This is a genomic window from Paenibacillus periandrae (assembly GCF_022458865.1).
Taxonomy (GTDB): Bacteria; Bacillota; Bacilli; order Paenibacillales; family NBRC-103111; genus Paenibacillus_S; species Paenibacillus_S periandrae.
Map to the genome: position 1 here is coordinate 38,257 of NZ_JAJNMU010000019.1, position 21,212 is coordinate 59,468.

Consider the following 21,212-nt stretch of genomic DNA (forward strand, 5'->3'; position numbering starts at 1 on the left):
TTCAAAATCCTACACCTGCACATGATTGGAAATTTATGGGTTAACATGTATACTTCACACCTCAGAATCTTTATAATTAAAACATGAAACAGATCTACTGGGGAAGTAAGGGGGGAGTAAATTGTTTACTTTAAGCTGCACCAACTGGTCCTGGGATGCCGATTTGCAAATTATTCATGCGGATGTACTGCTGAACATAGATGGAGATGTCCTGATCGACGAGCCGCTTTGTGTGGATGTAGGTCTTCCGGCTTTGCTGTACAGTGTGACTCATGATGTGGAGCCGAACCGCTGGGGAAAGGTTGATGAGTGGGAGCGGATGCCCTTTTTTTGCTGTGGATGCGGTGACCCGGAATGCAGAGCTTTTTCATTTCGAGTCCGTCATCGTCATCAGGAGAGCCTGGAGCTAACAGAGCTGGAGGAGCGGGAGCATGGGGAGCCGAGAGAGCATAGTTCATACACAATCGCATTACAACGATACCGGACAGAGGTTGTGATGATGGCCAGGCAGTTTCTTTCCCATATTCAGGGACTCGATTATCGGCCCTATTATGCAGATACGGTCCAGGTAGTTGAGCGACTGCTGAAGCAAATCGAGGATTGATCAAATAGTTCGGAATATTGTTATAAAAATGAAACGTAGCTACTTGTTGTCGGCCTCAGTATCCTTTATGGTATAGCTAGACCGCGTTGGATAAATTTCTTTTAACCAAAATATAGCTGCTGTGGAGGTTCATGAATGAGCGAGCAATACAATCGCAACAAGCTCGTAAAAGAGCGAAACTATACACCGTTTATTCTGATTTTTTCGTTTGTGCTGGTGTCGATTATAGCTTTATTGTTTTTCTTGCCGGGGTATGACGGGCATCTCGATTTTGACGTTACGATTTTCCCCTTACTGAATGCCATCTTCAATTGTTTTACGTTTATTGTTTTGGTATTGGCTTTGGTGGCCATCAAAAAAAGAAACATTCCACTGCATAAAAGCTTTATTATGGCAGCCTTTGGATCGACGACGCTTTTTTTGATTTCTTATGTTATTTATCACTTTCTGACCGAGCCAGCCAAGTTTGGTGGAAGTGAAATGATGCGGTATGTGTACTTCTTCATTCTGATCACACATGTCACTCTAGCGATTGTGAATGTGCCGCTGGCGCTTTTATCGGTAACCCGCGGATTGAATATGCAGATTGAACGTCACCGAAAAATTGCCCGTTGGACTATGCCGATCTGGTTATATGTGAGTTTGACAGGTGTGATCGTGTACTTGCTGATTTCCCCTTATTATTAAAAGAGGACAGGCTTGGTGGAACTTGTATTCCCGATAGCCTGTCTGATGATTGGAAGCACAAAAAGCCGTCCGGCGAGTGAACTGCACCTCCAACTGTTAGATGATGTCTAACAATTGGAGGTGCAATTCACTTTCGGACGGTTTTTCTTATCAGCAGATCAATTTGATGCAGGCTGGCAATGTCGATAAGGAAACGAATTGCTGATAGCTAATGATATTGTATTGGAAGCATTTTAGGGCATCATAAATAACGCTTGCAATTTTATGGGCACAAAGATATAATTCTAATCAATCGACCAGTCGTACACCGTATACGAAAAAGCGGGTGATCGAAAAAAAAGGAGGGGCATCATAATTGAGTATTCTAAAAATCGAGTATGAAGATTTGGACCAATTGACATATAAGACCATAAAAAAGATGATTCTTGACGGCCAATTGAAACAAGGAGAAAAGATCGTTCAAGACAATCTTGCCGAGCTTCTAGGTGTAAGTAGAACACCGCTTCGCAAGGCGATTGCTCAGCTTACCCAGGAGTGTCTACTAGAAACCAACGGGAGAGGGACATACGTTAAGCAATACACCACTGAAGAGATGATTGCTGCTTTTGAAATCCGAGCTGTACTTGAAGGCTTAGCAAGTCGTCTTTGCGTACGATATATGTCCGATGAAGATATTCAAGCATTGGAGAATCTGTTTAAGGAAGCTATGACGAAAATAACGGAAACAGATTGGTCAGCCTATCGTGAAGCTGATCGAGAGTTTCATAACCAGATTTCCAAGCATGCCAACAGTGTTATGCTTTCAGGCATTCTTAATCAGTATCAAGTTTTGAGCATCACCTATTTAAAAGGATTAATGCGTCCGCCCCATGAAACCATTAACGATCATATGGACATCATTCAAGCGATTAAAAATCGGTCAGAGGATGAAGCCGAACGGGCAGCTATCGCGCATATCCGTCGATCCATAGAAGCTGTGAAAAACAATAGGTGAATTTTAATTTAACATCGACCGTATACGGTGTACCGAATACAAATTTTGAAAGCGATTGCTATGAATGGAGGAATTCGTATGTTACCCATCATCGATACACATGTTCATTTAGGCACCTCCAAATTTTCAGGTGTAACGACAACAGAAACAGAATTGCTGGAATCGATGGAAAGCAATGGCGTCGCGACGAGCTTGGTTATGCCACAACCGACGCTAGAAAATATCGATGATGTTCATGAAAATATCGGCCGACTGGCCATAGAACATCCTGGGAAATTTTATGGGATCGCGAGTTTGGACCCATGGATGAAGGAGGAGCCCTATGTCCTGCGGCTTGAAAAATGCGTGAAGGAGCTTGGATTTATAGCGGTGAAGCTGCATCCTTACGGGCATAACATCTCTCCGTTGTCGGATCGCTGCAATAAAATATATGAGTCAGCAAGAAGGTTGAACATTCCGGTAATCGTTCATACAGGTCTTGGTACGCCATCTTCCTTACCGTCTTTATTAATTGAGCCAGCTCGAAATTTTCCGGATGTGACCTTCGTTCTTGCGCATGCCGGCTTTGCGATATACACCGATGAAGCCATCGTAGCTGCCAAAACGTGCGACAATATAATTCTTGAGCCGTCCTGGTGTCCTACATATACAGTTGTGAAAATGATTAAAGCGATAGGCGACCATAGAATGATCATGGGGTCGGACCATGTTACGAATTTACCTGTGGAAATTATGAAATATCGTTCTATCGGTATTTCAGATGTCCAACTTGACGATATTTTTCATAACAATGCCAAGCGAATTTTTAAATTATAAGTGAGGAGCGAATGAAATGAAGGTTTATAAAATAGCGGTCCTTCCGGGCGATGGAATCGGAACGGAAATTACCAACGAGGCTTTAAAAGTGTTAAAAACGGTAGAATCACATCTAAGCGACGTACGGTTTGAGTTAGAGTCGTTCGACGCCGGTGCGGAAAGATTTTTGCGGTCAGGGGTCACGATGCCGGAAGACACATTCGATCACTGTAAGGATGCGGATGCGATTCTTATGGGGGCAATCGGATTACCGGAAGCACGTCATCCGGATGGCAGGGAAGTGAACGGAGACGTTATCTTCCGCTTGCGTTTTGACTTGGATTTGTTCGCGGGTGTGAGACCGGTTAAGCTTTACGAGGGCGTCCTTAGTCCGCTTCGAGATGTGAGCCAGGGCATTGATTACGTCATCGTAAGAGAGAACATTGAGGGTCTTTATGCTTCCCGCACAGGCGGCTGCAATGTTCGAGGTGAGGTGGCGACGGATACGATCATCATGACCAAAACAGGTATTGAGAAAATATCGCGGTACGCGTTTCGGCTGGCAGAGAAAAGAAAAGGACGCATTTCAGACGGAGCATCCATGGTAACATGCGTGGATAAAGCAAACGTCCTGAGCTCCTATGCCTATTTCAGAAAAATTTATGATACTGTCGGAGATCAATTTCCGCATATCGGGCGGGATTATGTGTATGTCGATGCTATGACTTTGTATCAAGTTATGAATCCGCAAATGTTTGATGTCGTTGTAGCGGAAAACATGTTTGCCGATATCATCTCGGATCTTTCATCGGCTACAGTCGGGGGACTTGGGATGGCTCCGTCCGGCGATATCGGTGATCGGCATGCCTTGTTTCAACCGGCTCACGGCACAGCGCCATCCATTGCCGGTAAAAATATCGCCAACCCGTACGCCATGATCCTGTCTCTCTCCATGATGCTGGATTGGCTCGGAGATAAACATGCGGATAAGAGCCTTATTGCTGCGGGCCAAGGAATGGAGCAGGCTGTAAAACGTGTTTTGGCAAACGGCGGGGCGAAGACTGCGGACATCGGCGGGAAGAACAGCACATCTGATGTCGGTAATGCGGTTGTTGACTCATTGATTCATTCTGTGAGCGAGTGGGCGAAATAATGTTTACGCCGAGGATTGAAGATCATTTAGAGATGGGTATCGTCATTAATGCAATGTATCCGGATGCCGTTCAAGAAGATGAAACCTTGCTGCAAGCGGTTGATCATATCTTGCATGACATGTACTTTCAGAGAATTGAAGTCTCAGGTATTCGTAATCCCGATTCCCGAGCTAAATTAAAACAGCGACTCGACATCTGCCGTATGAAAAACAGCTATTTGGCGCAGCCGGCGATATTTCGAGAGCAACTGGATTTGGGGAGCCTTGATGAAGCTGTCCGTTCGAAGGCTTTAGAACACATGCTGAACGGCCTGGCCGAAGCGGAAGCCGTCGGAGCCGATATGTTTGAAATCATTAGCGGCCCGAATATCGAAGAAAATCGAAGCCTGGCTATTGAACGATTCGCTGAATCAGCCCTCTATCTCGGCGAGCAAGCGCAAGCGCGCAATATAAAGCTTCTTGTGGAAATGTTCGACTATGATGTGGATAAGAAGCGTCTGATTGGCTCTGTGGAGGATACGATTCGTTTATTTCAATTGATAAAACCAACGGACAATGTAAAGCTCTTATTGGATTTAAGCCATATCCCAATGGTAAGGGCTGATATCGCAGCTGCCGTCCATGAGCTGAGTCCATGGATTGGTCATGTGCATGTCGGCAACACGGTCATGCAGACAGCCGACTTCAGATATGGGGATTCTCATCCTTATTTCGGATATCCTTTAGGAGAGAATGATAGGGAGCAGCTTGTAATTTATTTTCATTCACTCTTGCGAGCGGGATATATTCATGAAACCCGAGCTTCTTCGATAAGCTTCGAATTGATTTGCGCGTCCACAGAAAGACCGTCCGATCTCATTGCGAATGCCAAGAGAACGCTGCAACAGGCATGGCGCGAATTCCTTTGTGAAAGTAGGGATTGTAATTAATGACGGCTCCTCCCTTATTAATGGCCTTCTACGGAGATGACTTTACCGGTTCGACGGATGCGATGGAAGTATTAGAAGGGCAAGGCGTCAAATCGGTTTTGTTTATACAGCCTCCCACAAACGATATGCTGAAGGTCTTTTCTCATGTTCAGTGCATAGGTGTAGCCGGTACTGCTCGTACCATGAGCCCGGCTGCTATGGATAAGGATTTAAGCCTGATCCTTCACCAATTAAAACAATTGAATGCGCAAGTATTGCACTATAAAATGTGCTCTACAGCCGATTCCTCGCCCGAGATTGGAAGTATCGGGAAGGTGGTAGAACTCGGCAAGGAGATGTACCGTGAACAAGCTGCGGTCCCCATTTTAGTGGCGGCGCCGCAATTGCAAAGGTATACGGTATACGGGAATCATTTTGCTGCATTCCAGGGGGATGTTTATCGCTTAGACCGACATCCATCCATGTCTAGACATCCGGTAACACCGATGAAGGAAGCCGATTTACTGCGCCATTTTTCCCTACAAATGAAGGGCACGATATCTCTATTTTCGCTAACGGACCTTGAACTTGCTGCAGATGAACGAACAGCCAGGTGGGAGAGCTTGCTCCAGAAAGAGAAAAATACCTTGCTGCTAGATTCGGTACATGAAGGGCATACGGACGCAATCGGCCAACTGATTGGAGAAGCAGCGGAACAGCAGCCGATGTTTATTATCGGATCTTCAGGCATGTCGCTAGCTCTTGGTTCTTATTGGAAAGCTCGATACTCCCTTGAAAATCGTGAGGAGCCGGACCTCGAACAGCAGCAAACTCTCGTATTGTCTGGAAGCTGTTCGCCAGTTACCAATATTCAAATCGACCAAGCCATAGAACATGGATTTCGCAAAATCAAAGTAGATGCTTTGCATTGGTTGGAAGCCAGTGAAAGCGAGGACGTTTGTAATCGTATTTTGCAGGAAGCTAAACAATTGTGGGCGGAAGGCAGAAGCTTGATCTTGTACACCGCGGACGGACCGGAGGACGGCAGTATTCGATTGCTACACGACAAGCTCTCCAGGCAAGGCGTCCCCATTTCAAGTACAGGTGAATTGATTGGGCGCAAACTGGGTGAACTCGGGAAACGCCTAGCAGAGATGCTTGGTATTCGGCGGGTTGTTGTGGCAGGCGGAGATACTTCGGGATTTGCAGCGCTATCCATGGGGATAGAGGCGCTTGAATTACTGCAGCGGACTGCGCCTGGCGCACCCTTATGCCGCGGATATTCTAAAGATCCGGTGATAAATGGGATTCAAATCGCCCTGAAGGGCGGGCAGCTGGGACAGCCGGATTATTTCATGAGGGTGGCAGTCGGAAGGAGTGGCTTTTAAATGAATGATTTCAAAAGCAAAGAGCTTGAATTAAGGCAGAATCTATGCAGCTTGGGCGAATATATGCTAGATAGGCAGCTTGCGTGGGGAAACTCAGGTAATATTAGCGCTCGATTGTCAGAAAACAAAATGATAATTACGGGTTCTGGCACAGATTTGGGGCAGCTTTCTCCATCGGACCTTGTTCAAGTGGACATAGAGAAGATGGAATGGGAGGGGACTCTGAAGCCGTCCAAAGAAATTCCGATGCATTCCGAGATTTATAAGCATCGCCCGGATGCCAATGTCATTCTTCATGCGTCTCCTTTCTGGTCTACTATGATGTCTTGTACGAATATACCTTATGCGTCTGAGCTTTTCGTAGAGTCTATGTATTATTTGGAACGGGTAACTTACGTTGATTATTTTCATCCGGGATCTCAAATGCTGGGGACGGCTGTCGGTGAGAAAAGTAAAGAGGCCCATATTATCATTTTAAGAAACCATGGAGTGATCGTCTTCGATACGAGCATCAAGGAAGCGAGAATGGCGCTTGAGACCTTGGAGATGGCAAGTCGAATGATCATTATGGCACGTACAGGTGGTCTTTCCCTGCAAACATTATCTTCTGATGTGGCGGCAGATTTCTTGAATAATGCGGGTTATAAGCCACGCAGGGCATTGTACACAGTTAACGAACGATTGGGGAAGTGATTGGAATGATGGAAAGGAAACCGACATACCGAGGGGTTATTATTGGAGCAGGTCACTTTTCTGATGTACAGCTGGAAGCTTGGCAGTCCGTTATCGGAGCGAAAATCGTTGCGGTTTATGACATTAATGCTGCGAAAGCGGATCATCTTGCGGGTAAATATGGCATTCGGAGTTTTGATGATTTTTATCAGATGATATCGGAAGCTAATCCGGATTTTATAGATATTTGTACACCGCCTGCTTCTCATTTTGAATATGTTCGATACGCAGCTGATTTGGGACTGCCCATTTTGTGTCAAAAGCCTCTTGCGCCAACGCTGGAGGAAAGTGAGGAATTAGTCCGTTATGCCACAGAACGCAATGTTCCTCTGATGATAAACGAAAATTGGCGGTGGCAGCCATGGTATCGTCATATCAAAAAAATTATGGATGAGAGACATCTCGGCGACGTCTATTATGCCTATTTCAATATGCGTCCTGGTGATGGTTGGGGAAACGATCCATATCCTGTTCAACCTTACTTTAAAAAAATGGAAAAGTTTCTGATGTTCGAAACGGGAATCCATTTTATTGATACTTTTCGGTTTTTGTTCGGAGAAATGAACAGTGTATATTGTCAATCCCGCAGGATTAATCCGGTTATTAGTGGAGAAGATTTGGCCATTATGTTCGCTAATTTTAAAAATGGGATGCTCGCAGTTTACGATGCCAATCGCGTTGCCTATACAACGAATAACCGATCTCCAACCTATGGTTGCATGATGATCGAAGGCACGGAAGGAAAGCTTCGGCTTGATGAGGAAGGACGCCTATTCTTAACAAATAGAGGTGGCGTAGAGCAAGAGTATGTTTATGAAATAGGCGGAGGCTATAAAGGAGGCAGCGCGATCGCCACTCAGCAACACTTTGTTAACTGCCTTCCGTTAGGAGGAGGATTTGAGACTTCCGGGTTGGATTATTTGACTAATATGCGGATTCTATTCTCATGTTATGAATCCATGCAGTCAAGCGCAATGTAGCGCTTGAACATGACTTTGCTGAAAGCGTTTCCTTTCAGTAATCGATCATAAGTAAGTTATTCCGAGTACATGGTGAAAGGGGGAATGTACCGTTGCCAGCCCAGCAGCCGCACTGGTGAAATATAATCGCATTATCCAGCTTTAAGCACAGGGATGTCTCATTATGAAAATAGGAGGGGTAAGGTATGAAAAAATGGATTGCGTTGTTTTTAAGCTTGGTAATTGTACTCATAGCGGGTTGTTCCAGTACGCAACAAACAGCTGCGGAACCGCCGAAAGACGGTAAGAAAATTGTGCTGCGTTACGCCACGAATGCAACCGAGGCTAGTCCCGAATATCCGGTTGTGGAGAAAATTTTCAAGAAGTTTCAAGAGGATTATCCCAACGTTACAATAAAAGTTGAGGTTAGCCCAGGGTACGACCTGCAAACGAAAATGCAGATGGATGCGACGAGTAACCGTTTGCCTGACATATTCAGTTATTGGCGTCCCGACCCTGCGTATGGACTCGATAAAATGATCGATAGCGGCTTGGTAGCGGATCTTACGGAAATGACCAACGACCAGAAAGTAAAAGAGCTGTTCGCCCCGAGCGAATGGGACACAGCATCCCGTAACGGTAAGGTCTATGGTATTCCATACAAAATGTTTTATATCCACATTTTAGCCAATAAGGACGCATTCGCCAAAGCAGGAGTGCAAATTCCGAAGACGTGGGAAGATTGGTTAGCTGCGATGCCTTCACTGAAGAAGGCTGGAGTTATCCCTTGGGGCGCAAGCTTGAAGGGGGACCATGGAGTGAGGCTGTTCGATCTGGTCATCGCACGCACTTTAACTAATGAACGGGCAATGAATATGTTTGCAGGTAAAGAGCCCATCAATGTCCCGGATATGGTCAAAGCTCTTGACAACCTGAAAAAATTAGTCGTTGGGAACATTCCCGAGGATGCAATTGCAATCGATGGAGATCCGATGTATGCGAAATACATTAATACGGAAAAAGCCGCTTTGATTATCGACGGATCATTTAACATCAATAAGGTGGATGCCAAGTTAGCTGATAAAATGGAGGTCATCGATTTCCCGTTAATTACCGGTGGCGCACAAAAAGAGAAACGTGTGGAGAAGGACCTTACCTCTCTAATTTATGCAAGCGCTGAATCCTGGAAGGACAAAAATAAGCGTACTTATATTGAGGAACTTATGAAGCGTATGACCAATCGTGAAGCCAGCAAGGAAATGACCGATCTTAAGGTTCCCATGCCGACTCAGGGACTCACCATCGATCCGAAGGTCATTGGACGACTCGCTTTTGAGACACAGGAGCTTGCTTTGAAGGCTCAAGCTAATCGTTGGCTTCTGAAGGTTATGGAGGCGGAAAAAAGGAAGAAGTTCGAACCGCTGCTGGCCGGTTTCCTCAACGGTCAATTTACGCCGGAGCAATTTGCCAAGCAATTAGATGATCTGTTCATCGAGAAAAAGTAACTTCGAACGGAAGGGATGCCCTTTCTAATAGCGGGATGGGCATACGATTTCCAGTCGCACGTATTGAAGGAGGGTAACAATGGGGGAGCTTAAGTTCAAACCGCTTTTGACGCTGTATCTGCTTCCGGCTTTATTATTGTATTGCTTGTTTTTTGTCGTCCCCTTTCTCCAAACCTTTTACTACAGTTTGTTCGAATGGAGCGGATTCGGTATCCCTAAATTCGTCGGATTTCGCAATTACCTGGAGCTGGTACGGGACGAATTTTTTACACAAGGAATTGGGCGGGTTATCATTTGGGCGTTGTTAGCTATTATATTTAAAGTTGGCATTTCATTATTGCTAGCAACCTTGTTGCGTGCCCAATTGAAGGGGGCCAAATTCTTCACTTCGGCGTTTTTCATGCCGGTGGTTTTATCAACGGCTGCACTTTGCTTGATGTTTACTCTGATGTACGACAAAGATGTGGGTACCATCAACTGGCTGTTGCGTGTGGTGGGTCTCGATAGCTGGACGCGAGCATGGCTCGGGGATGCGAATACGGCCTTTTACGCTGTCGTGGCGGTACCCATTTTCCATACGATCGGTTATTTCTTCGTCATTCTGCTTGCAGGGATGAAGAATATCTCGGAGGAAATTTACGAGGCAGCCATTATGGACGGCGCCAATCCTTGGATATTGTTCAGTCGTATTACATTCCCTCTTATATGGCCGGTGCTTCAGCTTTGCATTATTTTGGCGATTACCGGAGCCATGAAGAACTTCGATTATGTCTTTATTATGACCAAGGGAGGCCCTGGAACTTCCACTCAAGTTCCGGCAACCTATATGTACGATACGATCTTTACAGCCTTCAAGTTCGGCTACGGAACGGCAATATCGTTTACAATCTTCCTATTCACATTAATGATTGTATTTCTTTTCCGAAAGTTGACAAATTACCATCCCGAATAAATGAACTCGGGGAATGGGAAAGGAGTTGAAAACTATAATGTCAACTGTTGTACATCGGCCTGGTAAATCCTTAAAGTTAACAATTATAAATATAATCCGATATATGGTTCTAGTTCTTCATTCCGTGGTCACCATTCTTCCGCTCGTATGGATATTGAGCAATTCCTTTAGGAATAACGATCAAATTTTCACAAACATCCGATTGATCCCGGAGAGCTTTCAACTTACCAATTACATCAAAGTATTGACTGTTTCTAACATTCCGCTTGCGTTCTATCATTCGTTGAGTATTACGCTTGTGAGTCTGACGCTGCTGTTATGCGTGGTATTGCCCGCAGCCTTCGTCATTTCCCGGTTCCGCTTTCGAGGAGCTCATTTTATTTACATGTTCTTGTCACTTGCGTTATTCGTTCCGTCCATAACGGTGCTCCCGATGCTGTACAAGTTATATAACCAACTTGGCTTTCTTGGACAAAAGTATCCGATCGTTTTTGCCTATGTGGTAGAGCAGCTGCCTATTTCGATATTTCTCTTGGTCACTTTTATGAGAGGGATTCCGCGGGAATTGGAGGAAGCAGCCATTATCGACGGTTGCAGCACTTGGAACATCTTTAGCCGAATTATTGTTCCACTATCCAATAACGCTATTATCACGATCCTTATCCTATCTTTTGTAGCTAACTGGAATGACTATCTTCAAGCGCTGATTCTTATCCCGGAATTTCGAACTTTAACAGTAGCGTTGGCTTTTGCTAAGGACGAATATACGGTGGATTATGGTATGATGTCTGCCTCAATCATCTTTGCCATAACTCCGATGATTATTTTTTACCTGTTGATTAAGGAACGTTTGATTAACGGCATGGCTGCCGGAGCAATTAAAGGATAAAATAGTAGCATACTAAAGGAGTGAGTTGGATGAGTAAAACAGTATTAAGTATCCAAGGCGAGCATTTTATGATAAATGGGCAAAAGATATACGCCGAAATTCCGGGAAGCCGTCCTGAAGCGCATGGGCTATTGATGAACGCCCGATTTATTCAGGGTATCTTCGACGATAAAGCCGATCGCAGCCGATACAACCGGTTTGGGCGAGAATTCAACCCCGAGCGGAATACGGACGACTTAATTTCCGCATTGCCGCAATGGTATGCATACGGACTACGAGCGTTTACCGTTGGCTTTCAAGGCGGAGGTCCCTGCTTTACGGTGGACAACAAGACCATTATCAACAATCCATTCGGTCCGGACGGCAGCGAGCTCGATCCAGCCTATGCCGCACGTATGGATCGCTTGATTCGTGCCGCCGATGAGCTGGGAATGATCGTAATCGTCAGCTATTTCTATCCTGGACAAGTTTTCCAACTCAAGGACGCCCGTGCGGTGCTTAACGCAGTACGCGTTGCTTCGAAATTCCTGAAGGACGGTGGATATACCAACGTCATCATTGAGGTATGCAATGAGCACGACATCGCGAAGCCGCATCCGTTGATCTATACGCCCGAAGGCATCGTTGCACTCATGGATTTAGCTCGGAAGGAGTCCGGTGGATTGCCGGTCGGAAGCAGCGGTACAGGACCGTTCATCCATGAAGAGGTGTGTAAAGAAAGTGATGTTATTCTTATTCATGGCAACCATTTAACTAGACAAGACTATTATAATCACATTCGTCAGGTGCGCGAATGGGCACCGGGTAAACCGGTCGTCTGCAACGAGGATTCACAGGCCATAGGCAATATGGGCGTGGCTTACCGTACCGGTACCTCTTGGGGCTACTATAACAATATTACAAAGCAGGAGCCGCCTTGCGATTGGGGGATCACCCGTGGAGAAGACCAATTTTTCGCTTACCGGATGGCCGAGGGTCTCGGCATCAGAGTCCCGGAGATTCCAGAAGAAGATCGATTCTATCTGCAAGGTCTGGAGCCAGAGATGGAATTTGAAGATCAGCGTTGGATTCGCCTCGCCAGCCTGTATCCAGAGACCATCGACTATGTGGATTTTTATTGTAATGGCGAACAGGTATACACCTGCTACGTGGAACCGTTCACTGTCTATTTCGTCGATAACTGGAGGCAACTAGCTTGGAAGGTGCGCCCCGGCGACCGGGAATGGAAGGCAGTCGTACATTTGAAGAACGGTGAGGTTTTGGAAGCGAAGCCGGAGTCGCTCAAGGCCGAATAGCAGCGATTTCATCGCAATCCCCTTCTTTCGACGCTACACGGCTCTATGGATCAAGAGGGTAATGAGATTACAAAAGTGAAGCGCTAACGTCAAAATGCCAAGCTGTATTAGGCCTGCCTCGATGGCAGGCTTTATTTACACGCCAGAATTTATATGTTTTTGGGCTAGGGGCGACCGAAGGGTTGCCCCTTATTTAAAATTTTTGATGAAATAGAAATATGGAGACGAACCTACTCAAGCAAATATTTTTCGATAAGTGGTATTGAAGCTCATACGGGCAAGCTTGAATGAGGAAGAGAAGAAGCAAGTGCAACCGAGAATACAGAAGGCCTATTCCGCGAATGGAGAAGGCTTCTACGTGCATGCACCGAAGCAAAAGGGGAATGTAAAGCAGCAACTGGGATACATCGGGAGATACATGAAACGACCCGCGCTTGCGCTGAGGAGGATCAAGACGTATGACGGGGGAACACGTGGTATTTAGTTACCACGATAAAATGAGTGGGGAAGAAAAAACAGAGAAGGTAACGGTAGAAGAGTCTATTGCTCTTGTTATACGCCATATTCTGGATGAAAATTTAAAACGATTCGGTATTACGGTGTCTATTCACGTAGGCTCAAAAATCTATGTAAAAAAATGGTAACAGCATGGCAGAAGGAAGCGCGGAAATGGATTGTAAAAGCGCAGAGAGAACTAAAACGAAGAAGCTGGAGGGAGAAAAAGCAGCAAACAACAGGGCGGGAACCGAACCCATTCCACTCCAAGTGGTACGTAATTTTGACAGGATTGACGCCGGAGATCCCGCAGTCCCCCCCAATTCACCTGCGAAAGCTGCGGAGGGGGTATGTATCCTATCCTGAATACTATAAAGGTGTTCATAGTTATGAATACCGGGTCCAAGATCGACTTGGAGTTAAAGAAGTGGAAGGCGGCTAAACAAGAATGAAAGAGGATATGGGTGTGGTGTGGAAGAGCGATAGCGTCCGCCTTTGAAGTACGTGTTGTTACCGATTCAAATATTCAATAGAACACGAACTTCAACAGCGGCTGGAACCCCATACCCATGTCCTCGTCAACGCTCAAAGGTAGGGGTCAGCACATAAAAGGAGTGTCGGATACTCTTTCGGACGGTTTTTCTTATTGGTTCTGTCACTAATCGCATGTTTCCATTAAGACTGCGGTGGCGCTACCGTTGAATTTCTCAAAATACCGATTCCGTCGATCTGGCATTCAATCTGCTCACCAGCCGCCATGAATTCAGCTCCTGCAGGAGAACCGGATAAAATGACGTCGCCCGGCTGTAAAGTTAGTACGCGAGATAAGTAAGAAATCAAAAACGGAATGGATAAAATCATCAATTCCAGACCGCTGTCCTGCTTACGTGCTCCATTATGCTGGGCTTGAACTCGGAGCTGCTGTAGATCCAGCTCGGTTTCCAGATAAGGTCCGAGCGGTGTAAACGTATCGAATGATTTGCTAACCGTCCAATGACCGTCAGGGTGATTAAACTGTGGTGCCGTCACATCATTGGCAATCGTATAGCCAAACACATAATCCAGTGCTTCCTGCTCCTGAATGTTACGGGCTTGTTTACCGATGACGACTGCAAGCTCGGATTCAAATTTAACTTCGGTGACACCTGAAGGAATGACAATATCCGCTTCAGTACCAATGACTGAAGTAACAGGCTTATAGAAAAAAACCGGGACCTTTGGCAGCTGCTCAGGTTTGGTTTCCCCAGCGGCGATGTAATTTTTGCCTACTCCGATAATGGAATGCGGTTCAAGGGGAGCAAGCAGTGTAACTTCGTTTAGATCGTAAGAGGAACCTTTGTATTTCCAAAGTCCAAAAATATCTCCTTCAATTACATAAAGGGTCTGTTCTCTTAGAACAGCTTGTTTAATCGAACCGTCGGCTTTTAAGGCAAAGCGTGCAAATTTCATTGGAATTGACTCCTTATCCGATTATAAAATGATTAAAATTAGTTCAATATAATGAACCAAGTTCATTAATTATAAATTAATTGTATCACCTCATAAAAAATCGGTCAATGTATAATTGCATGCGTCCCATGCATGTAAGCAAAAAGGCCCTCCATTCCAATAGGGAATAAAGGGCGGGGTTGGTAGACAGGCAGTTGTTTTAAACAGGGGAGCTGAACGACAGCTTGTTAGCCAAAGCAAGCACGCCATTCAGCGCTTTCTCCCGTTTTTCCTCCCAATGATGAAGCGGCATCGAGAAGCTGACTGCGGCAACCATGTGACCATCGCTGTGATAGATCGGCGCTGCAAGACAATTGAAGCCCATCACGCCTTCCTGCAGATCGATTGCATACCCTTGCTTGCGAATGATGTCCAATTGTTCAAGCAGCTCGCGTTTAGTTCGAAGTGTAAAAGGGGTCAGACTGGATAAATTCTCTTCGGTATACAATAGCTGCAGCTCTGAGTCCTCGAGACCCGACAGCAGCATCTTGCCAAGTCCAGTCGCATGAGCTGGCAGACGTGTGCCTGGACCCGAAACCATTTGAACGAGCGAAGGGGCTGCTTCCTTGGCGAGATACACGATCTCGCTGCCATCCCTGTTGGCCAGTTGAATCGATTCATTGATTTCTTGCATAAAGGCAGGCGCCTCTGCCCGAAAGGCATCAATTAAATCATACTGACTGAAAAATGCATGACCCATCCGGCCAAAATGCATACCCAGTGTGTAGGCATCTGAGCGATCGCGAGTAATCCATTGCAAGGCTTCCATCGTTTGCAGCAAAGAGAACATCGAGCTTTTGCTGATTTCCAATCGTTTGCATAGCTCGGTCAGCTTGAGCCTTGAGGGCTCCTCGGCAACAAGGCGGATGACGGCATGCGCTTTTTCAAGAGCGGGCACCCAGTATTTTTTGTCCATAATTACTCCACTCCTGCGTATATCGTATATGGAAATAAGTTCAATAGGCTACATAAGCATGAGGCTATCTTAGCATCGGGGTATGCAGGAGTCAATCCGGCTTCTTCCTGTCATCAAGCAAACAGGAAGCAAAAAACCTCCTGAGCCGCCGTGCAGCTTCAGGAGGTTGGAATCGTTGCTGTTCTAGAAGACCGGTGAATAAAGAGCGGAGCGGCCAAATGATCCTGGAGAAGCGTATGCGTTCGCCTTTGAAATCGTGAATAAACCTCTTATTCTCATCCAATTTCACGATTTCAACAGCGATCGGAAGGATATTTGATCGTGCAGCGGGACTTATTCACCGGTCTTCTAGAAATGATTGATTTCCAGGGTGACTTCCAATTGCAGCGTATCTCCGGGCTTGATGCCCTGTAGTCCTGTCACTTCGGCAGGCTGATCGATATTGGGTGCATTGGTGACCCAGGTGTAAGGCTCCAGACAAATAAAATCATGGGCTTCACCTTTAGTGAAGATCACCCACTGCTTGAACAAATCAGAGCCGCTGTAACGAATCTCTACCTGGTCATTGGATAAGATGGCTGTGCACGGATTGCTGCCAATCTGAAAAACGGTATCCATATTGTGGCCTTTCAGTGAATCTCCCTTAATAAGTGCTTCGTAGCGACCGAGCGGACCTATATGGCCAACCGGGATATTCACTTCATTCAGCTCCCAGATGCCTTCTACAGGCAGTTGAAGCTTCCAGCTTTCAGGTTTGCCGTCAAGCAGAAACCAGGTATGCAGGCCATAACCAAATGGAGCCGAATCGTTTCCATTATTCGTAGCCTTCAACGTTTGGGTCAACTTGCTGCCATCCAGTACATAAGTAATCTCCAGCTCCAAGGCATGCGGGTATTGGCGCTGTACCTGCTCATCCTCAGCCAGATTAATAGTAGAAGTGATGAATAATTGCCCGTTTTCCTTTTCTCCTGCTTGCTTTACGACCCAAGGCTGCTGGCGGACCAGTCCGTGAATATGATTGCCAGTGGCAGGCTGGGTGATATCAAATTGGTAGCTGCGGCCTTCGAAGGTAAACTGCCCCTTATCGATACGGTTAGGCGGCATCAGAATTGGTGTTCCAAATTGCACGAACTGCTCGGATAAGGCTGCAGGACCCTCAGGAGTGCGCAGCATTTCCCGCTGGAGCTTCTTGTCCCAGATGCTGTATACATTGTTGCCAATTCCAGGGCAGATGGAGACGATCAGAAAGTCATTTTCCAGTACATGGGCAGGCGTACCCTGCCAGTCGATTTGTTTAATCATGGGATCAGCTCCTTATTTGGGATGAATGTGATGGCTAATAGATGATAAGGTCACCCGTTTGCGACCTGTTGCAGCTATATTGTAGCATAAAGTGCGATGGCAGGGACAAGGAAGCTTGCAGTGGTATACGTATTTAAACTCCAAAATCAAAATTTGGATACACATACTGTGCCTTTGCAGGCTCTGCTTTGCTGATTTTCTCGACCTTCAAAAGCATAATATCCATATCATTGAATTTGGTTTGCTGAATCGTACCTGTTACGGTTACCCAGGAATCACTCGGAAATTGCTGGGCACGCTCGTAGTCAACGAGAACGCCGTAAGGAGCAGCATCAGCGGAGCAGCACTGAATGGCAAAACGTCCGACGACGAATTGACTTGGCTTCATATCATCCTGACGATATACGAAGCCGGTGAGCTGCATTTTTTTACCGACAAATTTGTCGAGATACAGATCCACGGTAGTCAAGGTTTCCATATACAAATCCTCTTTTACAGGAATCACACTTTCCTGATACAGCTCCTTGGCATAAGCAGCGTAATGCTTGGTGAATTTATCGGATGGAAACATTTCATCCTGCTTATCGACCGGTGCAGCGCCCGCTTTAGGAGTTGCTGCTGCGGAGCCAGCGGCACCTGTATTGCTTGTTGGATTTGGAGTGGCAGCTGCACTGCCAGTCCCAGCTCCTGTAGTACTGCTTGGAGCAGGTGATGTGGCAGCAGCAGGCGGCGCAGTCTGGGTGGACGTTGTATCTTTCTTGACCGCTGTTGCGCTGCTCAGATTCATCCCCTTTTTAGCTGCAAGACTGCTGCCCATAGATGCGTCAGGAAGCAGGAAGCCAAGCAGCAGAGGGAAGCAAAACAAACCGTAGATCAAGGTGTTTTTTAATACCGAGGGCGACGGGGTATGATCATGATCGCAATCGCATGCAGCGACAGAGCCGGTAAAGGCACGAATCGCTTGGTAAACTTGATAAACGGCTATCGCATAGAAGCCGACGGCTGACCACTTCACATAGTCCACCATGCGGGGAGCGATATAATATAAAATATTGTCGGTTTTGACCAGATAGGCAATATACATCGCAAACCCGAATAAGATCGACGCTTTAATGAAATGATGCAGGCTTAACCATTTTGTACTCACATCAGCACACTCCTATGGAAACACGATTTTTTCGAAAATAAGCGAGCATACAAGGACAACAACGATAATCAGCGCAGATAAAGCCAATACAAATCGGGTACGGAACGCAGACAGCAGCATCAGCAGGCTCTTAATATCCAGCATAGGCCCAAAGACGAGAAACGTTAGTAATGAACCTGTAGAAAAGGTCGTAGTGAACGATGAAGCGACAAAGGCATCCGATGTGGAGCATAACGAGAGCACGAAACCAAGCGCCATCATGAACAAATGAGACGAAAATTCTCCCTGACCTATGGAAACAAGGCTGTCCCTGTTCACGAGTGTCTGAATAACAGCCGTAATGATGGCACCGAATAATAAGTATTTACCCATATCGAAAAACTCATCGGATGCATGACCCAATACACCAAAAATACGGCCGACAATCGTGGTTGGAGCAGGATGAGCGTGATCGTGGTCGTGGTTATGGGTGTGACTGTGATCGTGTTTATGCTCATGACTGCCTGGTCCGTGGTTATGAGGTTCATGCTTATGCTCATCGTGTTGATGGCTGTGCTGGTGATCATGCTTATGTACAACATGATGCTCATGGTGATGCATATCATCTGAGGTCCTTAGATAGGACAGGTCACGCAATGGATTGCTTTTGAAAAACTTGTAAATGATCAGGCCCATAACGAGCGCTACAATAAAGGCCAGTGCCATACGGGAATAAGCGATTTCCGGGCGGCTGCGAAAGGCCATATAGGTGGAAGCATAGACGACCGGATTAATAATCGGACCTACCAGAATAAAGACGATAGCTACATAAACAGGCATGCCTTTTCTCATTAAACGCCGAATAACCGGAATCATACCGCATTCACATAATGGAAAAATAATACCGACCAGGCAGGCAAACAAAATACCAAGCACCGGATTTTTGGGAATTAAACGGCGGATTGTCTGCTCGCTGACGAACATCTGAAGCAATCCGGAAACGAGCACCCCCAGCAGAACAAAAGGAAAGGCCTCCAGAATAATACTTAAAAATATCGTTTTGAAGCTTTGCACGGTTGTGCTGTCCAGGAAGGAGAGATCTGGCGTTTGTTTTTGTGTGAAAATGAGAAACAGCATAACCAGGCAAATGAGCGTGAGCACATTCGTGCTCCATCGAAGTAATGGCGTTTGCAATGGACATATCTCCCTTTCTAAATCGTAATTATTATTATAACTTATGAAGCAAAGCTAGTATATAGGACATGCCGCGCGCAAAAAAATCTTCATATTACGTAAATAGTTGGCTTGTTGACATTCCTATATTGAAATCTTATACTGTACAAAAGTATGTTGTCTCATTTCAAAGCATACCTGATGGTTGGCAAATGAGGTACAGGCAATGACAGGAACAAGTAAACGACAGTGATGTCTTTCAGAAAGCCGGTGGCCGCTGTGAACCGGTAGACAGCTTGCGTTGAATGGATCCTTGAGCTGACGGCTGAACGACTTGAAGGAAGACCTGTGTGATGCAGGTGTGCCATTCGGAGTCCAACGCTGGTCCGGGCACTTCCCGTTACAGAAGATAAAGGCTTGATGACGTACGCGACCTGCAGGTCGGTTATCAGCGAAATAGGGTGGCACCACGGTTATCCGTCCCTGACAATGGGGCTTTTTTGCGTTTCTGGAACAAATGCGGCATGGAAAGATTATGGAAGATAAATGAGGGGGAAATCAAATGAAACGTGTATTATCGGGTATGCAGCCCAGCGGTCAATTGACATTGGGCAATTATATCGGGGCTTTGAAAAATTATGTGACTCTGCAGCACACGCACGATTGTTACTTTATGGTAGTGGATCTACATGCAATTACGGTACCTCAGGAGCCGGCAGCTTTAAAAGAGCAAAGTGAATCGGTAACGGCACTGTATATCGCGGCGGGTATTGATCCGGCCAAGGCGACAGTATTCATGCAGTCACACGTCAGACAGCACGCTGAGCTGGGCTGGTTGTTCACTACTTTAACGTATATGGGCGAGCTGGAACGGATGACGCAGTTCAAGGACAAATCGGAAGGCAAGGATTCCGTAGGAGCCGGTTTGTTTACGTATCCTTCGTTGATGGCAGCTGATATCTTGCTGTACAATGCGGACCTGGTACCTGTTGGCGATGACCAAAAGCAGCATTTGGAGCTGACTCGTGATCTGGCTCAGCGCTTTAATCAGCGGTATGGTGATACCTTCACGATTCCTGAGCCGTATATTCCGCAAGTCGGTGCAAGGATCATGTCATTGGACGATGCTTCCAAAAAGATGAGTAAAAGCAGTACGAATGCGGGCAGCTTCATTACTTTGTTGGACTCGCCTGATGTGATACGCAAAAAAATAAGCCGTGCGGTTACCGACTCCGGTCGTGAAGTGAAATTTGATCCTCAGGCGAAGCCAGAGGTCAGTAATTTAATCAGTATCTATGCGAATTGCTCGGATTTGACCATTGCCGAGATTGAAGCCCTATATGAGGGCCAAGGCTATGGTCCATTCAAAAAGGAGCTGGCTGAGCGTGTAGTTGCTTTGCTGGAGCCTCTGCAGCAGCGTTACCGTGAGATTCGTGAATCCGGTGAGCTGTATGACATCCTGCGGCAAGGCGCAGAGCGAGCGGCAGAGCAGGCCGAGAAAAACTTGCGAATCGCCAAAGAAAGAATGGGCTTTCTTGTGCTCTAAAACTTGTACAGGGGAACTCTTCGTAGCAAGCTCAAAAAAACGCAATGGTGCTGAACCTCAGCCTCCATTGCGTTTTCTTAATTTGGCCTTCACCACAAAGCCGAAGCCGATAAAGCCAATTGAGAGAATTGAAAACAGCCCCACAAGCCATACATTGCCTATACTCATGGCGTAGCTGATTGCGGTTAGTAGCAGGGTGCCGATCACGGCAAAAACGAGTGCCAAGCCTTTGTTCATTGTTGGAATTCCGCCTCTTTTATGAATATTTGAAAATCTAAAAAACATTTTTCAGCAGGTGCGTATAC

The 21,212-nt window shown here is 46.1% G+C and carries 20 protein-coding genes, 1 pseudogene and 1 other annotated feature; of the genes and pseudogenes, 15 read left to right on the top strand and 6 right to left on the bottom strand.

From position 1 onward, the window contains the following. Nucleotides 1-121: 121 nt before the first annotated feature. From LRL21_RS28790 to LRL21_RS46875, 14 genes and pseudogenes are all read left to right on the top strand, one after another. Nucleotides 122-604, top strand: coding sequence for a hypothetical protein (locus LRL21_RS28790; RefSeq protein WP_240419216.1), 483 nt, complete (start codon nt 122-124; stop codon nt 602-604). A 135-nt stretch (nt 605-739) separates the two neighbouring features. After that, a complete protein-coding gene (locus LRL21_RS28795; RefSeq protein WP_240419217.1) occupies nt 740-1,291 on the top strand; it encodes a DUF420 domain-containing protein in 552 nt (183 codons plus the stop codon). Between the two features lie 355 nt (nt 1,292-1,646). Then, nucleotides 1,647-2,285, top strand: a complete 639-nt coding sequence (locus tag LRL21_RS28800; protein WP_240419218.1) for a GntR family transcriptional regulator — start codon at nt 1,647-1,649, stop codon at nt 2,283-2,285. Nucleotides 2,286-2,363: 78 nt separating this feature from the next. Beyond that, complete coding sequence (locus tag LRL21_RS28805; RefSeq protein ID WP_240419219.1) at nt 2,364-3,101, top strand: amidohydrolase family protein; 738 nt, start codon at nt 2,364-2,366, stop codon at nt 3,099-3,101. 16 nt (nt 3,102-3,117) lie between these two features. Further along, on the top strand, nt 3,118-4,233 hold the full coding sequence (locus tag LRL21_RS28810; protein WP_240419220.1) for an isocitrate/isopropylmalate dehydrogenase family protein: 1,116 nt from the start codon (nt 3,118-3,120) through the stop codon (nt 4,231-4,233). Further along, complete coding sequence (locus tag LRL21_RS28815) at nt 4,233-5,162, top strand: sugar phosphate isomerase/epimerase family protein (protein ID WP_240419221.1); 930 nt, start codon at nt 4,233-4,235, stop codon at nt 5,160-5,162. The genes LRL21_RS28810 and LRL21_RS28815 overlap by 1 nt, the downstream gene beginning before the upstream one ends. Continuing rightward, complete coding sequence (locus LRL21_RS28820; RefSeq protein ID WP_240419222.1) at nt 5,162-6,529, top strand: four-carbon acid sugar kinase family protein; 1,368 nt, start codon at nt 5,162-5,164, stop codon at nt 6,527-6,529. The genes LRL21_RS28815 and LRL21_RS28820 overlap by 1 nt, the downstream gene beginning before the upstream one ends. Further along, nucleotides 6,530-7,222: a class II aldolase/adducin family protein gene (locus LRL21_RS28825; protein WP_240419223.1), complete on the top strand. Its 693-nt coding sequence runs from the start codon at nt 6,530-6,532 to the stop codon at nt 7,220-7,222. Nucleotides 7,223-7,227: 5 nt separating this feature from the next. After that, nucleotides 7,228-8,241 carry a Gfo/Idh/MocA family protein gene (locus tag LRL21_RS28830; RefSeq protein ID WP_240419224.1) on the top strand — a complete coding sequence of 338 codons (1,014 nt, stop codon included), beginning with the start codon at nt 7,228-7,230 and terminating at the stop codon, nt 8,239-8,241. Nucleotides 8,242-8,426: 185 nt separating this feature from the next. Continuing rightward, nucleotides 8,427-9,725 (top strand): ABC transporter substrate-binding protein, encoded by a 1,299-nt coding sequence (locus LRL21_RS28835; RefSeq protein WP_240419225.1) that lies wholly within the window; start codon nt 8,427-8,429, stop codon nt 9,723-9,725. Nucleotides 9,726-9,804: 79 nt separating this feature from the next. After that, nucleotides 9,805-10,677, top strand: a complete 873-nt coding sequence (locus LRL21_RS28840) for a carbohydrate ABC transporter permease (protein ID WP_240419226.1) — start codon at nt 9,805-9,807, stop codon at nt 10,675-10,677. 37 nt (nt 10,678-10,714) lie between these two features. After that, complete coding sequence (locus LRL21_RS28845; protein ID WP_240419227.1) at nt 10,715-11,566, top strand: carbohydrate ABC transporter permease; 852 nt, start codon at nt 10,715-10,717, stop codon at nt 11,564-11,566. Nucleotides 11,567-11,595: 29 nt separating this feature from the next. Continuing rightward, nucleotides 11,596-12,861 (top strand): amidohydrolase family protein, encoded by a 1,266-nt coding sequence (locus LRL21_RS28850; protein ID WP_240419228.1) that lies wholly within the window; start codon nt 11,596-11,598, stop codon nt 12,859-12,861. Nucleotides 12,862-13,117: 256 nt separating this feature from the next. Next, nucleotides 13,118-13,609 (top strand): annotated as a pseudogene (locus tag LRL21_RS46875) (transposase); the annotation flags it as partial. Between the two features lie 422 nt (nt 13,610-14,031). On the opposite strand, the gene LRL21_RS28865 reads toward LRL21_RS46875, so the two are convergent. From LRL21_RS28865 to LRL21_RS28885, 5 genes are all read right to left on the bottom strand, one after another. Further along, nucleotides 14,032-14,805 carry a fumarylacetoacetate hydrolase family protein gene (locus LRL21_RS28865; protein ID WP_240419231.1) on the bottom strand — a complete coding sequence of 258 codons (774 nt, stop codon included), beginning with the start codon at nt 14,803-14,805 and terminating at the stop codon, nt 14,032-14,034. Between the two features lie 199 nt (nt 14,806-15,004). Next, on the bottom strand, nt 15,005-15,760 hold the full coding sequence (locus LRL21_RS28870; RefSeq protein WP_240419232.1) for an IclR family transcriptional regulator: 756 nt from the start codon (nt 15,758-15,760) through the stop codon (nt 15,005-15,007). A gap of 348 nt (nt 15,761-16,108) precedes the next feature. Further along, the gene (locus LRL21_RS28875) at nt 16,109-17,062 is read right to left on the bottom strand and encodes an aldose 1-epimerase (RefSeq protein WP_240419233.1); all 954 of its coding nucleotides are present in this window, start codon (nt 17,060-17,062) and stop codon (nt 16,109-16,111) included. Nucleotides 17,063-17,195: 133 nt separating this feature from the next. Further along, a complete protein-coding gene (locus LRL21_RS28880; RefSeq protein WP_240419234.1) occupies nt 17,196-18,209 on the bottom strand; it encodes a TIGR03943 family putative permease subunit in 1,014 nt (337 codons plus the stop codon). 12 nt (nt 18,210-18,221) lie between these two features. Then, nucleotides 18,222-19,382 (bottom strand): permease, encoded by a 1,161-nt coding sequence (locus tag LRL21_RS28885; RefSeq protein WP_240419235.1) that lies wholly within the window; start codon nt 19,380-19,382, stop codon nt 18,222-18,224. Nucleotides 19,383-19,578: 196 nt separating this feature from the next. After that, nucleotides 19,579-19,849: a binding site (T-box leader), on the top strand. A 74-nt stretch (nt 19,850-19,923) separates the two neighbouring features. Here LRL21_RS28885 and trpS point away from each other — a divergent pair. Next, the gene (gene trpS, locus LRL21_RS28890) at nt 19,924-20,907 is read left to right on the top strand and encodes a tryptophan--tRNA ligase (protein WP_240419236.1); all 984 of its coding nucleotides are present in this window, start codon (nt 19,924-19,926) and stop codon (nt 20,905-20,907) included. Nucleotides 20,908-20,964: 57 nt separating this feature from the next. Here the strand turns inward: trpS and LRL21_RS28895 are convergent, their stop codons facing one another. Next, nucleotides 20,965-21,144 carry a hypothetical protein gene (locus LRL21_RS28895; RefSeq protein ID WP_240419237.1) on the bottom strand — a complete coding sequence of 60 codons (180 nt, stop codon included), beginning with the start codon at nt 21,142-21,144 and terminating at the stop codon, nt 20,965-20,967. Nucleotides 21,145-21,212: the final 68 nt, after the last annotated feature.